15 protein-coding genes are annotated in these 15,972 nt (G+C 24.9%); 9 read left to right on the top strand and 6 right to left on the bottom strand.

Features of this window, described 5'->3' with window-relative positions:
* Positions 1–2: 2 nt before the first annotated feature.
* The gene (tsaE, locus tag ABVS04_RS09960) at positions 3–419 is read left to right on the top strand and encodes a tRNA (adenosine(37)-N6)-threonylcarbamoyltransferase complex ATPase subunit type 1 TsaE (RefSeq protein ID WP_368030555.1); all 417 of its coding nucleotides are present in this window, start codon (positions 3–5) and stop codon (positions 417–419) included.
* A complete protein-coding gene (gene lptB, locus ABVS04_RS09955) occupies positions 412–1,134 on the top strand; it encodes an LPS export ABC transporter ATP-binding protein (RefSeq protein ID WP_368030554.1) in 723 nt (240 codons plus the stop codon). Before tsaE ends, lptB begins: the two co-directional genes overlap by 8 nt.
* 8 nt (positions 1,135–1,142) lie before the next feature.
* Here the strand turns inward: lptB and ABVS04_RS09950 are convergent, their stop codons facing one another.
* From ABVS04_RS09950 to kdsB, 3 genes are all read right to left on the bottom strand, one after another.
* The gene (locus ABVS04_RS09950) at positions 1,143–2,462 is read right to left on the bottom strand and encodes a diguanylate cyclase (protein ID WP_368030553.1); all 1,320 of its coding nucleotides are present in this window, start codon (positions 2,460–2,462) and stop codon (positions 1,143–1,145) included.
* A complete protein-coding gene (locus tag ABVS04_RS09945) occupies positions 2,455–4,440 on the bottom strand; it encodes an EAL domain-containing protein (protein ID WP_368030552.1) in 1,986 nt (661 codons plus the stop codon). Before ABVS04_RS09945 ends, ABVS04_RS09950 begins: the two co-directional genes overlap by 8 nt.
* Before the next feature lie 98 nt (positions 4,441–4,538).
* Complete coding sequence (gene kdsB / locus ABVS04_RS09940; protein ID WP_368030551.1) at positions 4,539–5,264, bottom strand: 3-deoxy-manno-octulosonate cytidylyltransferase; 726 nt, start codon at positions 5,262–5,264, stop codon at positions 4,539–4,541.
* A gap of 96 nt (positions 5,265–5,360) precedes the next feature.
* On the opposite strand from kdsB, the gene polA reads away from it, so the two are divergent.
* The 4 genes from polA (at position 5,361) to ABVS04_RS09920 (ending at position 9,355) form a co-directional block, all read left to right on the top strand.
* Positions 5,361–8,045 carry a DNA polymerase I gene (polA, locus tag ABVS04_RS09935; RefSeq protein WP_368030550.1) on the top strand — a complete coding sequence of 895 codons (2,685 nt, stop codon included), beginning with the start codon at positions 5,361–5,363 and terminating at the stop codon, positions 8,043–8,045.
* A gap of 103 nt (positions 8,046–8,148) precedes the next feature.
* A complete protein-coding gene (locus tag ABVS04_RS09930) occupies positions 8,149–8,853 on the top strand; it encodes a response regulator transcription factor (RefSeq protein ID WP_368030549.1) in 705 nt (234 codons plus the stop codon).
* Positions 8,854–8,891: 38 nt separating this feature from the next.
* Entirely contained in the window at positions 8,892–9,086 is a 195-nt protein-coding gene (locus ABVS04_RS09925; RefSeq protein ID WP_368030548.1) for a hypothetical protein, read from the top strand.
* Positions 9,086–9,355, top strand: coding sequence for a DUF2116 family Zn-ribbon domain-containing protein (locus ABVS04_RS09920; protein ID WP_368030547.1), 270 nt, complete (start codon positions 9,086–9,088; stop codon positions 9,353–9,355). Before ABVS04_RS09925 ends, ABVS04_RS09920 begins: the two co-directional genes overlap by 1 nt.
* Here ABVS04_RS09920 and lgt read toward each other — a convergent pair.
* From lgt to ABVS04_RS09905, 3 genes are all read right to left on the bottom strand, one after another.
* On the bottom strand, positions 9,352–10,170 hold the full coding sequence (lgt, locus tag ABVS04_RS09915; protein WP_368030546.1) for a prolipoprotein diacylglyceryl transferase: 819 nt from the start codon (positions 10,168–10,170) through the stop codon (positions 9,352–9,354). The two genes, ABVS04_RS09920 and lgt, sit on opposite strands and share 4 nt — an antisense overlap.
* Positions 10,170–11,462 (bottom strand): (Fe-S)-binding protein, encoded by a 1,293-nt coding sequence (locus ABVS04_RS09910; protein WP_368030545.1) that lies wholly within the window; start codon positions 11,460–11,462, stop codon positions 10,170–10,172. Before ABVS04_RS09910 ends, lgt begins: the two co-directional genes overlap by 1 nt.
* A gap of 105 nt (positions 11,463–11,567) precedes the next feature.
* Positions 11,568–12,548, bottom strand: coding sequence for a hypothetical protein (locus ABVS04_RS09905; protein ID WP_368030544.1), 981 nt, complete (start codon positions 12,546–12,548; stop codon positions 11,568–11,570).
* A gap of 138 nt (positions 12,549–12,686) precedes the next feature.
* Here ABVS04_RS09905 and rraA point away from each other — a divergent pair, with 138 nt between their 5' ends.
* The 3 genes from rraA to ABVS04_RS09890 are packed head-to-tail and all read left to right on the top strand — an operon-like array spanning position 12,687 to position 15,964.
* The gene (gene rraA / locus ABVS04_RS09900; RefSeq protein WP_368030543.1) at positions 12,687–13,166 is read left to right on the top strand and encodes a ribonuclease E activity regulator RraA; all 480 of its coding nucleotides are present in this window, start codon (positions 12,687–12,689) and stop codon (positions 13,164–13,166) included.
* A 2-nt stretch (positions 13,167–13,168) separates the two neighbouring features.
* Entirely contained in the window at positions 13,169–13,732 is a 564-nt protein-coding gene (locus tag ABVS04_RS09895; RefSeq protein ID WP_368030542.1) for a hypothetical protein, read from the top strand.
* A complete protein-coding gene (locus ABVS04_RS09890) occupies positions 13,733–15,964 on the top strand; it encodes a hypothetical protein (RefSeq protein ID WP_368030541.1) in 2,232 nt (743 codons plus the stop codon).
* Positions 15,965–15,972 lie beyond the last annotated feature (8 nt).

Raw genomic sequence — 15,972 nt, 5'->3', positions numbered from 1 at the left:
TTTTGCAGAAAACTTTTGAATTAAAATTAGATGAATTAAGCAACTTAGTTGAGTATTTAATAGAATTATTAAAAAATGATGATTTTATTGTTATATTAAGAGGTGATTTGGCAAGTGGTAAAACAACCCTTGTTAAAAATTATGTAAAGACTTTGAATTTAGATGATTTAGTTACCTCTCCTACTTTTTCCTTACAAGCTATATATTCAGGTAATATTTTTCATTATGATGTTTACAATAAAACACTAAATGAATTTATAGCTTTAGGAATGCTTGAAGAGTTTGAAAAAAAAGGAACTCATTTTGTAGAATGGGGTGATGAAAAATTAGAAGAAATATTAAAAGATTATGGTTATAACGTAATTTTAATAGAGATTGAAAAGAAAGAAAATAAAAGGTTATATACAATAAATGCATAGATTACATATACAAGACATAACAAAAAATATTAAAAAAACTCAAATATTACATGGTATTTCTTTAGAAATTAGATCAGGTGAAATAGTTGGATTATTAGGACCAAATGGTGCTGGAAAAACTACAACATTTTATACTGTTTGTGGTTTAGTAAAGCCAAGTAGTGGAAATGTATATTTTGATGATAAGGATATAACATTATTGCCTTTACATAAAAGAGCGTTAAAAGGTATAGGATATTTACCTCAAGAATCTTCAATCTTTAAAGATTTATCAGTAGAAGATAACTTAATGCTTGCTGCTGAAATTGTTACAAAAGATAAAAAAGAACAAATTAGACGAGTAGAAGAATTACTAGAACTTTTTAATATTGAACCAATAAGACAAAGAAAAGGTGTTTCTTTATCAGGTGGGGAAAGAAGAAGAACTGAAATAGCAAGAGCCTTAGTTTCTAAACCTAAATTTTTACTTCTTGATGAACCTTTTGCAGGGGTTGATCCAATTGCAGTTAAAGATATTCAAGAGATTATTCATCAATTAACAAAAATTGATATTGGGGTTTTAATAACAGATCATAATGTAAGAGAAACTCTTGAAATTTGTGATAGAGCTTATGTTATGAAAGCAGGAGCTTTATTGGCAAGTGGAACAAGTGACGAAATCAGAAAAGATTCTAAGGTTAGAGAACACTATTTAGGTGAGAATTTCAATTTCTAAGTAATAGCTTATTTTGCTATTACTTTGTTTTTTCCTATATTTTTAGCTTCATATAAAAGTTTATTAACTCTTGAAAAAAAAGTTTTTTCGTCATCATCTTCTTGTAGTACTGATACTCCAAAGCTTGCAGTTAGTTTTAGTTGTTTGTCTGTAAATAGATGTTCAAATACTGTTGTATTTATTTTATTAGCAACAGTTAGAGCACCTTCTAAATTAGTTTGAGGAAGTAATACCAAAAATTCTTCTCCTCCCCATCTAGCTGATATATCTTGTTCTCTAATACAATTTGACATTATTTGTGAAATATCTTTTAAAATAATATCTCCAATTGGAGATTTATACATTTCTATTATTTCTCTATATTCATCTATATCAAAAAGTATAATAGATAAATCATTTTTATATCTTTTAGATCTTTTTATTTCTTTTTCATAAAATTCATCAAATTTATTTTTATTAAATAATCCTGTTAGTTTGTCATGGCTAGATTGATATTCTAATAAATTTGCTTTTTCTTTTATACTTGTAATATCTGTTAGAGAAAATATATAATAATGTTCTTTATTTTCATAATAATCTATATTTATTGTAAATAGTTTTTCTTCATTTGCATTATTTTTGATTTTAACAATTCTATCTATTTCTGGTAATTCTTTAATGTATTTAAGCCAACACTCTTGTTTTTCCATTTGATTTCTTGTAATAAAACCGAACTCTTCTTGAAAAAGATCAAAGATATCTTTCTTTGATTCTTTAAATTTCTCAAAACTCTCAATTCTAAAAAATTCCATAAACTTCTTATTTATATTTGTTATTTCCTCTTTATTTGTAACTATTACAATATTTTCTTGGGCATCTAAAATAGATTTTATTTTCTCAATTTCCATTTCTATTTTACTTTCAAGAGATAAATTCAAATTTACAAGTTCTTTTTTTAAAAAAATCGGTTCAATTGCTTTTGTAATACTCTCAATTAGTTGGTATAAATCAATAGGTTTCATTGCATAGGTACTAACTCCCACATCAATAGCTTTCTTTAAAAAACTAGTATCATTATGTGCACTTGTAACTACAATAGGGATTTCTTTATTTAGCTCTCTTATTTTCTCACACATAGTAATACCATTCATTTTTGGCATATTAATATCTGTAACAATTAAATCAATAGTATTTATATTTTCTTTATATAATTCCAATCCATCTTGGCCATTTTCAGCAGTAAATACATTTTTTAATAAAGATGATAAGAGTTTAGATGTAAATTCTCTTACATCGCTTTCATCTTCTACATATAAAATTGAAATATTTTTTAAAATTTCTTTATTCATGATATGTCTTTTTGTTAAATTCAACAACACTAGGTATTGCAAGAGGTTCTGAGAAAAAATAGCCTTGAGAATAATCTGCACCTAAATCTCTAACAATATTGAAAATTTGCTCATTTTCTACATATTCAGCGATTGTTTTTAGATTTAAATTTTTTGCAAACTCTATTATAGTTTTTGTTATTTTATATGAAGTCTCATCTGTTGCGACATTTTTAATCAATGATGCATCAATTTTTAAATAATCTATATTCATCTTTAACAAGTGTTCAAAATTTGAATATCCAGAACCAAAATCATCTATTGCAACTTTACATCCAAGAGCTTTTATTTCATCAATAAAAGATATTAAACATTGATAATTCTTAATACTTTCATCTTCGAGTATTTCAAAAACTACTCTATTTGAAATATTATATTTTTTTATCATACTTTTTATAAAATCTAAAAAATCACTACTTTCAATATCTTCATAAGAAATATTCACAGAAAATTCAAAAGGAAGATTTTCAAATCTTTTGAATGATTTTTCTAAAACAATTTTTGTCAGTTTTTTATATTGATTTGATTTTTTAGAAATATCTAAGAAAAAATAAGGTGAAACAATCTTTCCATTTTCTTCTATTAATCTTACCAAACACTCATATTTATCGACTTTTAGAGTTTTATTATTTACCAAGGGTTGAAAATAAACTTCTATGTTATCATTGACAAATGCTGATTTTAATTTTTTTGTCCAAAGCATATTATTTTCATATTCTTGAAATTTATCTAATTCATCAAAAAATACTAAGTAATCTTTATTTTCTTTTTTTGCAGTTTGCAAGGCAATATCTGCTGTAATTAATTTATTATTTTTATTGGAAAAAGAGATTCCGGCAGTAATCCTAATATCAATTTCATACTGTTCATATATAAAAACATTCTTATAAACAGAATCTAATATATTTTTCATTAATTCTATAAACTCGGATTTATTATCAACTGTACTTATGACGCAATAATTATCAGAAGGAAATTTAAAAAATTTTAAATAAGAATATTTTTTTATTTTTTTATTTATTAACTGAGCAACATCAATTAATATTGAATCACCAACATTATGTCCAAAAAAATCATTTACTTCTTTAAAAGAATTGATATTTAATAAGCAAACAGCCTCTAATGTAAGTAAATTATTTTGTAAATCTTCGATTAATTTTGTACGATTAGGAAATTTACTTAAGTTATCTGTGTATAAAAGTTGGAATAATTCATTTTTATGTTTTATCTCATGACTTATATCATTTAAAATAATTATATTTGTATGATTATGGGTTAAAAATATTTTTTGTAGAGAAAAGAAACGTTTATTATTTTCTTCATCTAAGATACAAACTTTTGTGTTAACAACTTCAGTTTTTGCTAACCATTTTTTATTTAACTCACTAAAGCATTCTTCTTCTTTATGGAAGATATTTTTTATCTTTTTATATTTTGTATTTATTTCCTCTAGTGAAGAACAATTTGTAAGTTTAAAGAAATGTTCATTTGAAAAAATAACACTATGACCATCTGTAGAAAAGATAGGATAATTGATATTATCAATTATAGAATTTGATAATTCTTCTTCTTTTTTAATTACTGGTTTTTTTTCAATTAAATTTATATATTTAGCAATTTTACTAATTAAATCATTGAATTTAAGGGGACTATATATAGTATCAATATTTTTTAATTTTGATAAGTTTTCTAATTCAATTTCGTCATTTATTAAAAATATTACAAATACATCTTCTTTTAAAAATTGCTTTATTTTATTGAAATATTCAAGAAATTTGACATTAATAATTAATAAATCTGTTAAATCTAAATCTTCATTTAGCTTATTAATATCTGAGAAAAGAGTAAATTTAATATTTTTTAATTTATTAAAAGAGTACTCTTCTAGCTCATTAAATTGGATAATGTCATCGTCTATTATTGATATATCATAACGCATTATTTGCCTTAAATTTTCTTTATCTACTATAGTTTACATAAATTATCATTAAAATGACTTTATTGTTTTTAAACTAAAGTAAATAAAATTTTTATAAATTATTTACCAAAAATTCTTATTGCATTATCCAAATCTTGTTGTGTATCTATTCCAAAAGATTTAGACTTTACTTTTACCATTGCTATTTTAAATCCATTATCTATAGCTCTTAATTGTTCTAATTTTTCTATATTTTCCAATTTAGAAGAATTTAGTTCACAAAAATTATTTAAAGATTTTTTAGTGAAACCATATATACCTAAATGACCACTATAAGTAGCTGCTTCGTAATGATCCCTATGGTATGGAACTTTTGCTCTTGAAAAATAAATTGCATTTGAATTTTCATCTAAAATTACTTTTACATGATTTGGATCATCTGCTAATTCTGAACTAATTTCTTTGTAACAAGAAGTAATCATTATATCTTCATTATTTTCTTTTATTTGTTTTACTCTATCTATTACAGCTTGTACAACTTCTATTTCAATAAAAGGCTCATCTGCTTGTACATTAACAATAATTTCATCATTGCTAAGATTTAAAATATTAACAGCTTCATTTATTCTATCAGTTCCACTATTGTGTAAACTTGATGTCATAATTGCATCAAAACCATATTCTTTAGCTAAATCAACTACCTCTTGTGAATCAGTTGCAATCACAACTCTATCCAAGCTACTAACTTGCTTTGCAGTTCTTATTACCATAGGTAAGCCTAAAATATCAACCATAATTTTATTTGCAAATCTACTTGAATTTAATCTAGCTGGGATTATTATCATTTGTCTACCTTTTTCATTTTATAATTTCAAAACCTTATTTTTAGTGACATTATTATATTATAAAATCTTTAAACAAGTATATGAAAGAGAAATTTTATGAAAAAAACAATTACAGTTATAGATACATTTGGATTCTTATTTAGAAGTTATTTTGCCTTACCCCCTTTAAAATCAAAAGATGGTTTTCCAACAGGTTTATTAACAGGATTTATTAATTTTATATCAAATATTGGAAAAGATTTTCAAACAGATTATATAGTTTTTGCACTTGATGCAAAAGGAAATACTTTTAGAAATGATTTATATGATAATTATAAAGCTCAACGACCTGATGTTCCAGAGGATTTATTAAAGCAACTTCCAATTGCAATTTCATGGATTGAACAAATGGGGTTTAAAACAGCAATTAGAACAGGTTTTGAAGCTGATGATATTGTAGCATCAATTGCCCATGATGCGAAACTAAAAGGTTTGGAAGTTCGAATTGTATCCCATGATAAAGATTTATATCAATTAATTGAAGATGATACTATTTATTTATTTGATCCAACAAAAAGAGTAGTTATAAATGAAGCTAAATGTTTAGAAAAATATGGAGTTCATCCTTCACAATTTACAGATTATCAATCACTTTTAGGTGATAGTGCTGATAATATTCCAGGTGTAAAAGGAATTGGGGCTAAAACAGCTGAAGCTTTAATTCAACAATTTGGAACACTAGAAAATATCTATGCAAATTTAGAAAATATTGAAAAAAAAAGATGGAAAACATTACTTGAAGAGAGTAGGGATATGGCTTTTCTTTCAAAACAGCTTGTGACACTATCAAAAGATTGCCATATAATTGATGATTTGGATAATTTTTTACTACCAAGTGAAAATCCAATTTTAAAGATTTCTGATACTTTAATTAAATATGATATGTCAAAAATACTTGATAGGGTAAATAAAAATGGAATGTCTTTTAAAACACAAATTCCAAAAGAAGTAGAAAAACAAGATAAAATGGAATTTATTTTATTAGATAATGAAAATAGCCTATCTTTAGTCATAAATAAAATTCCAAGAGATGCAATAGTTTCTTTTGATACAGAAACCACAGATATTGATGTTACAAAAGCAAAAATAGTTGGATTTTCATTTGCTTATGAAGAAAATAAAGCTTATTATGTTCCAATTGCACACTCATATTTAGGAGTTGGAAATCAAATTTCAAAAGAAGCAGCATTTCAAGCAATTGTTCAATTAAACAGACATAAATTGGTTTTACAAAACTTTAAATATGATTATGCAGTTATAAAATATAATTTTGATTTAGAACTAAAACTTTATGCAGATACTATGATTTTATCTTGGCTTTTAGATACAAATGAAAAAGTAGGACTTGATTATCAAATTGATAAGTATTTTAATCATAAAATGATTGCATTTAAAGATGTAGTCAAAAAAGGTGAAGATTTTTCAAACGTAGATATTTCAAATGCATGTGATTATGCTGCTGAAGATGCATTAATGACTTTAAAGCTTTTTAATAAACAATTAGAATTATTTAAAGAAAAAAATAGTGAAGAGTTATTAAAACTTGCTTTTGATTTAGAATTTGATTTTATTTATGTTTTAGCAGATATGGAAAACAATGGAATTAAAATAGATGTTGAATTATTAAAAGAGTTAAAAGAGACAAACTATAAGTATATACAAGAATTAACTAATAAAATTTATGAAACAAGTGGAGTGGAGTTTAACATTAATTCTCCAAAACAATTAGGAGTAGTTTTATTTGAAACTTTAGGTTTACCAACTGCTAAAAAAACAAAAACAGGTTACAGTACAGATGAAGCGGTTTTAAATGGTTTATTTGATGCACACAGCGTTGTTCCTTTGCTATTAAACTATAGAGAAGCTTATAAGCTTCAATCAACTTATATTGAACCATTATTAGAGCTTGGATTAAAAAATGAAAATAATAGAATTCATACCTCTTTTTTACATACCGGAACAGCAACTGGAAGATTAAGTTCAAAAAATCCAAATTTACAAAATATTCCTGTGAAATCAGAAGCTGGCTCTTTAATTCGATCAGCATTTATTCCAAAAGATGGATATACATTAGTAGGAATAGATTACTCACAAATTGAACTTAGACTTCTAGCTCATTTCTCAAAAGATGAAGCTTTAGTTGATGCTTTTAATAATAATTTGGATATTCACTACCAAACTGCTGTGAAAATTTTTGGTGAAGAGTCAGCAAAAGAGAAAAGATCAATTGCAAAATCTATAAATTTTGGACTTTTATATGGAATGGGAAGTAAAAAATTAGGGGATACATTAGGAATTTCTTCAAAAGAGGCAAAAATATATATTGAATCATATTTCAAAGCATTTAAGAGTGTAAAAGATTATTTAAAATCGATTGAAGATTCTGCTCATATAAATGGCTACATTAAAACATTATTAAATAGAAAAAGGCTCTTTGATTTTGAATCCGCAAATGCTATGCTTAAAGCTGCATATCTAAGAGAAGCTGTTAATACGATGTTTCAAGGAAGTGCAGCTGATTTAATTAAATTATCAATGGTAAAAATTCATAAAAAATATAAAAATAATGATAATATGAGAATGTTATTACAAATACACGATGAGCTTATATTCGAAGTAAAAGAAGATATTGCAGATGAAATTATTGAAGATCTAAAACAAATAATGGAAAATATATATGTATTAAATGTACCATTAAAAGTATCAATTGCTAAAGGAAATTCATGGCAAAAGTTGAAATAATAGAAAATTATTAAAATATAATCAAAATTATTAAAATATTTTTGACAAATAAAGAAATTTTTGTTATTATTATGACTTAAACCAATATATAAAGAGTACTATTATGTTAAAAACAGTAAGAAATATAAGAAAGTTATACAACGCGAAGTTATTATTCGTTACAAATGACCAGTCAATAATTGATACAATTCAAAATGAATTTGATGATTATTTTAAAGAATTAAAAGTTGCAGGAACTTTAGAAGAAGCAATATCATTAGCATGTTCAAATAGTTATGACATGGCAATTATTGATGCTGATGTAAAAGAAATTTCTTTTTCAGAATTATGTACAGAATTATCACAATTAGCTCCAACACTACCAAAAATCGTTATTTCAGATTCAGATAATAATGAAAGTATCGTTACAGCTATTAACTCAGGTGCTTACACATTCTTATCAAAGCCATTAAGAGCTAAAGATGTAAAATTAGCAGTTATTATGTGTCTAAACCAAACAAAAAGAGGTGATAAAATTGAATTCGAAAATGGAATCTATTTTGATGAATATAGAGATCAATTTTTTAAAGCAGGTGGAGTTTTAATTGACTTTACTAGATTAGAAAAATCATTTTTAAAATTACTGATTGTAAAAAGAAATGAAATCACAGATTATGATATAATAAAAGAAGTCGTATGGAAAGGTAAGGATATGTCAATTTATACTATGAGAAATATAGTAAATAAAATTAGACAAAAAACTTATTATGAAATTATTAAAAACCATTCCAATAAGGGCTATACAATAGACATTCTTAAAAATAATTAAGTTTGGTATTTGCAAAATCTTAATAAAAAAGTTATAATATGGAAGAACTGATCATTTCAAAAGAAGAATTAATACATTTTTTTGAAACGCAAAAAATTATAGATACCGGACGAAGTTGGTTAATGGAGGGTAGAGTTATTGAAATAATAGCTTTACACGACATTGAACCAAAATTCTTACAAGATGTTTCTAATGCTAAGTTTTACAAACTAATAATCAAAGGTAATAAATAATGTCCCATTGCCCATTTTGCAAAAAAAAGATTGCTATGAGTAAGGCTTTTTGCTCAAGAAGCTGTAAAGAGAATTATTTTCAATTAATAGCTATACAAGTACCAAAACCTTTTTTAAAAAGAATTTTTGTATTTTGTACACCTGAACAAAGAGACGTAGAAATAGAAAATTTTGCTAGTAGACATGGTTGGAGACTAGATTTATTAAAAAATAAGATTGCAGAGCTAGCTGTGGATGCTGGTTACAAAGACATGAAAGTCAATAGTTAATAAAAATTATTGACTTTTTTCATTTTTAAATATATTACTACACAAACTATTAAAACAACTGACGACTGTAAAATCCCCATTGTAAGCCAATTACTGTAAAGAAATCCTAATTGACTATCTGGTTGCCTGAAAAACTCTGCAATAATTCTCATAAAAGAGTAAAGAACTCCATACATAAGTGCTAGTTGACCATCAAAAGTTTTTCTTTTTCTAAGATAAACCAAAATTATAAATACAACTAAACCTTCTAGTATTGCTTCATAAATTTGTGAAGGGTGTCTTAATGTTTTATCAACATATATTCCCCATGGAACATCAGTAACTCGTCCGACCAATTCTTGATTGAAAAAGTTCCCAATTCTACCAAAAACATAAGCTGCGCTAATTCCTAAAACAGAAATATCAGTTATGAACCAAAAAGATATTTTATTTTTCTTACAAAAGAAATATGAAGCGATAATAAATCCAATAAAGGCTCCATGGTAACTCATTCCTGAAATTCCAGTATAAACACCATTTACATAAGGATTAAATATTTGCCATGGATGAGTTAAATAATATGAGGTATTAGAATCATAAAACAATATGTAACCAAGTCTAGCACCTAAAATTACTCCGATTTCTGCCCACCAAACATATGAATCAAATAAATCATTAGAAATATTTAATTTATCATTTTTAATAAACCATTTTGCTACAAAAATTGCAGAAATTAATGCTAGTGCATACATAATTCCATACCAGTGAACTGCTATTGGACCTAAATTAAAAGCTACTGGATTAAAGTTTGAATAAATATTTTGCCAAAATTCCATTATGCTTCCAACGCTTCAGCTATTAATTCAATAGGGTTCTTAAATTGAACATCAACATCTGCAAGATATAAAGAGTTTGTGATTTGCATTCTACATGCACTACATTCAGCACTTACAATTTGAGCTTTTGTTTCTCTAATCATTGCTGCTTTTGGTGCTCCTGCTGCTTTTGCAAAATCATATTTTTCAGTTTGCATAGTAACCCCACCAAAACCACAACATCTATTTGAATCGCTCATTTCTGTTAAAACATAGTTTTGTTTTAATAATTCTCTTGGCTCTTTCCATACACCTTGCATTTTTTTAGCATGACATGGGTCATGATAAGTTACAAGTTGATCAATTTTTTTACCACTATTAGCAAGCATATTTTTTAAATCTGTACTGTTTTCTAGCCATTTTGTAGCCATAAATATCTTCTCAGATAATTTTTCAGCTCTTTTTTTCCATTCTGGTTGATTATGGAAATAGTGTGCCCAATCTTGATTTATCATTGCACTACATGTAGCTTCTGGAATTATAACTGCATCAACTTCATCAATCCAAGTTTCAAAATATTCAATATTTTTCTTAGCTAAAAAATCTACTGTGTCAAAATCACCTGTAAAATAAGCAGGTGCTCCACAACATAATTGTTTTTTTGGAATCATAATATCAAGCTCAAGTTTTTTTAGAATTTTAACTAAAGAATCACCCGTATTTGTATATGTATAATTACTCATACAACCTATAAAAATAGCTACTTTATTTTTCTTATTCTCTTCAACTTTTTTATTAGTAGCTTTTATATTTGCAGGATATTTATTTAAAAAACTTCTACTATCTGCAAATGGTAAAGCTCTATCTTTTTTTACAATTGGCAAGCTGAATCTTGGAAGTCCAGATTGTGTTTTTTTATCAAGTTTTAGTGCACATGTTTGAAACATCCAACCCATTTTTGATAAAAAATCCATGGTTTTTCTATGTCTTAATAAGAAGAAGAATAGTTTTTTATACCAAGCTATTCCATATTTTTTTGCAATATCAGAACGTACTTGTTCAATTATCATATCTGTTGGTAAGTCATTTGGACATACCTCTACACAGTTTGTACATAAAAAACATGATTCAAATATATCTTTTGCAGTTTTATCAAGCTCTAATTCATTTCTTTCATAGGCTCCTAATAAATCAATAAATCCTCTAGGACTAGTAGCTTCATCTTGATTTATATTAAATATTGTACAAACAGGTTTACATTTTCCACATTTTACACAGTCATCAGAGATAGCTGTGTAATTAAATTTATTCATTGACACTTATCTAACCTTTTAAATTCAAAATTTTTAATATTTATAATAAAAATTTAATATACAAAAATAATGGTTAAAAGTTGTTAAATAGGTAAATGCAAAGAATTAAGGCAACTGTGATTTTGCCTTAATTTTTTCCTCTAAATTAACACTTGTTCTATTTATTCCATAGTTAATTAAGTCTAAATACTTTATGTCTAAAGTTAAAGTTTTTGCTTTAGAATATAATTGGTTTGCTATTTCTAATTGATTTGATGCTTCATATATAAGAGCTAAATTGTAAGTAATTTCAAAACTTTGGCTAGCTAATTCTTTATCTAATGATTCGAATTCTATTTTTGCTAAATCTAAGTATTTATTTACAAGTAAATCTACAGCTTTTTCAAATCTTTTTATATGCTCTTTTGTATAAATTTTATTGTTATCATCTAGCTCTTCAATAATATTTATATTGTAATAAACATAATGCGGAGACATATCATCTACAATATCTTGTGATATTTGTTCTGCAATTTGTGAGTTGATTCTAAAGATATCTGTTGTGGTCCTATAAAATGGATATGGTCTATCAAAACATACATTGTCATAACTTGATTTATCATATGTTTTAGAAAATATTACTTCATTTGTGATTGGTTTAATAATATTAATATTTGTTGTTACATTATATTCTCTATTTTCACAAGGTATTTGTCTTATAACATATTCCATACAATGTCTTGATCTATTTCTATCATCATATCTATAATATCTACATCTTGAATAATCAACTTCCGATCTATAATATGTATTATATCTTACTGATGAATTTAAAACATCTCCTGTTACAACCGCATCTGTACCAAAATCATTATTTTTTAATAAAAAAACATTACGATGATCAATTACTTTATTTGCAATTGCATTTTCTAAACTAATTGTTTGGTTAACATCATCACGATAAAATCTATCAACTTTTACAGTATATATCTTTTCTTTTTCTATTTTTGAAGGGTGTAATGACTTTATAGTCAAACTTTTTGTGCTACAAGCACTAATAAAAACTGAAATAAAAGTTAAGATAAAAATATTAAATATAATTTTCATAAAAATCCTTTCTATAGAATTGATATTATAACTTATTTGTATAAATAATGTGAAATGATTTTTTATAAATAAGAATAGTTTAATAGTAAAATGAGATAATATTGTAATTTAATATATTTATAAATAAGGAAGTACTTAATGGGATTTTTTACAGCAGATTTATGTGATAACTTTAGTGATAAAACTGAGATTTTAGGACCAGATTTTAAATCTTATGGTGGGAATAAAAAATTTAAAGGTGAAGTAATAACTATAAAACTAGATAAAAACAATAAAGATTTAGCTGCATTTTTAAAAAATAATAATGGATTAGGTAAAGTTGTAATTGTTGATGTTAATATGGAATATTTTGCTGTTGTTGGCGATAATTTAATGAAATTTGCAAATGATAATAAATTTGAAGGAATTATTGTAAATGGATATGTAAGAGACACTGTTACAACAAAAGAGTTTGATATAGGTTTAGTTGCAAAAGGAGTTTGTCCAAGAAAATATATACCTATTCAAGATGGAAAAATAAATGTACCTTTAATAATTGATGGAGTTGAAATAAATAGTGGTGATTATGTTTATGTAGATCCTGATGGAATTGTTGTTTGTAAAGAGAAGTTAATATAAAAATGTATCTTTTTGGTTTTGGGTCGTTAATAAATTTAAAAAGTGCACAAAAATCATTTACCCGCAAGTTAATGCAAAATGATTTGATACCTGTCAGAATAAAAGGGTATAAAAGAGTTTGGAATTCAATAGAAAATATAAAGTTTGATGATGATAAAGAAGTAAATGGAGTTTTTTTAAATTTACAAAAAGATGATACTGCTTGTGTAAATGGTGTTATTATAAAAATTACTCAAGATGAATTTGAAATTTTAAAACTAAGAGAAAAAAATTATTCTCAGATAGAAATAAATGCAAAAAATATTTTAGATTATTATTTAGACGAAAATCTTATCGCTTTTATGACTACAAATGGTGAGAAAATAGCAAAAAGAGGTGATAAAAACTGCTTTATTCCCTCTTTATATATTGATATTTTAACAAATGCTTTTGTTAATTATGATGAAAGTTTTGTAAAAGAGTATGAAAAATCTTTAAAAAGTTTACCTTTTCCTATTAAAAAAGGCTCTTATTTTTTTAGTGATCCTATTCAAAATAAAATAGCAAGGGAAGGTTTAAAAAAATAAATGAAACAAAATAATTGTTTTATATACACATCAAGACTTTGTAATCACAAAAGAAAAACATTAGAAGATCCTTGTATTGTTAAAAAAGGTAATGATATATTTATTACTTACTGTCAAAATGATAGTTTAGATAAATTTGAAGCAGATATAGGTTTGATAGATGGTAAGTCATCATTCTTTTATTTTTTAAGAAAAAAAATTTCAGCTAGTTTAATCTCATTTATATCCATAATACTAATACTTTTAGCCATAATTTCTGTATCAATTTATGAAGATATTTTAAAAAAGATTATTTTTGAGATGCCTTTTATTTGGGAAACAAAAGATTTTATTTCACTTTTTTTTGTCGCAGTTTTCTTTTTAGGTTTACTTATGATGCCTTCTTTACTTGATGGTGAAACAAGTGAATTTAAAAATTTAATCTCTTCATGGTTTAACAAAGATATACGAAGATTAAAAAAATTAAAATTAGCTTTTTCTAATTTTGATAAAAAAACAGTAGTTCATCTTTATAATTTTGATTTAGAAGATTCAAGTCATTGGGTTTGGAGACTTTTAATTAATAGTATTTTAAATAGATTTAATACTGTAAATTTTTATGTAAGAAATGATAAATCTCAAAATATTTTAAAAAGACTAAAAGAGTTTGATTTATTAAATATTGAATTAATAAAACGAGGTAAAACTTTAAAGAAATGTGATGTAGAAATTTTATTATCCTCAAAAGAACAAAAACTTTATTCTTTGATGCAACTTTGTTCAACTGTAATTTTAAAACAAAGGGATAAGAAAAGCTTTATATCCTTAGAGCTTTTTGAGTATTGTGGTAAAAATTTTATTAGAGATGAAATAGATAATAAAAATCAGCTTATTTTTGGGTTTCAAAATTTTATAAATAGAAGTTTTGAAGATTTTAGATTTGTAACACAAGAAAAAGCCTTACAAGTGTATTTTACTTCCAATGTTATTTTTAAAGATTTAGAAGAGGAAGAGAAAAGATTAGCTTATTATTTAAGAAATCATATTGAAGAGTGTCTATCTTATTTTGAAAATCCTATTTCTTTCTTAATTTTATACTATTATGTAAAAGAAATTGTTTTAGATAAAAAAAGAACTATAAAAATTTTAGAACAATTTATAGAGAGTATTGAAAAAAAACAACAATATGAACTCATTGATTTATATTGGTTTGATATTGCTGGATTAATGTTTGATTCAAAAGATTCAAATAATTTTGAAAACTCAACAAACTCTTATTATAGACAATTATCAATAGATTCTTTAAATAAATTAATTGTTTTATTTAAAAGAAATGGATACTTTGAGCAAGCTTTATTGGTATCTAATTATTTGTATGAAATAAATCCAGTTAAATATTCCGTTATTATTTGTTCTTTATATGAACGAATGGGTAATTTTGATAAAGCATTAAACTCTTTACCAAAAAATATGTCAAGTAATATAAATATCAAACCAAATGATACTGAAGTTAAATTTTATCAAAGAAAAGCATGGATAATTGTTAGTCAAAGAAAAGAAGAATTAAAAGAAGAAGGATTAGAAGCCTTAGAAAAATTAAAAAGTATTCTTTTTTCTCATATTGAAGATAATACTCCTTTATGGTTATGGCATTATTATAATATTAAAGCAAACTATGAAGAGTGGGGAAAGAACTATGATAATGCAGTTAATTATTATAAAAAATGTTTAGCAATTCCAACTTTAGGTGCTTTTGAATATGGAGCAAGTTTTGTAAATATGGCAATCGCTTATAGATTTATATATTTAACACAAGCTACACAAGAAATTGCTAAAATAAATGAAGCTATAAAACTTGGGGAAATAGGACTTGTACTTAAGCAATCCGTTGGTGATAGGGATGAAATGCCTATTGTTTTACATAATCAGGCTTTAAATATTTTATATAAAATTTTAAACTCTTCAATAGAAAATAGCTTATGTAATGAAGTATTAAATTTGACACAAGATGCATTAGAAATATTAGATAAAACAAAATCAATAAAAAGATTAGGAATGATTTTAATTGAAAATTATATTGCTAAATCTTTATTAAAAATAGAAGATAAAAATATTTTAAAGAGATTGGAAAAACAAATTGAAGTTTTAGATAAAAATGAGTTGAATCAGCTATTAAATCTATACAAACAATTTATAAAAGTGAATAAAATAAAAAAAGTAGAATTTTTAGAAAATAAATTAGAGAATAATTAGAGGAATAT

This window comes from Arcobacter sp. s6 (assembly GCF_040884245.1).
Lineage (GTDB): Bacteria > Campylobacterota > Campylobacteria > Campylobacterales > Arcobacteraceae > Aliarcobacter.
This window is presented reverse-complemented; position numbering and strand designations above follow the sequence as displayed.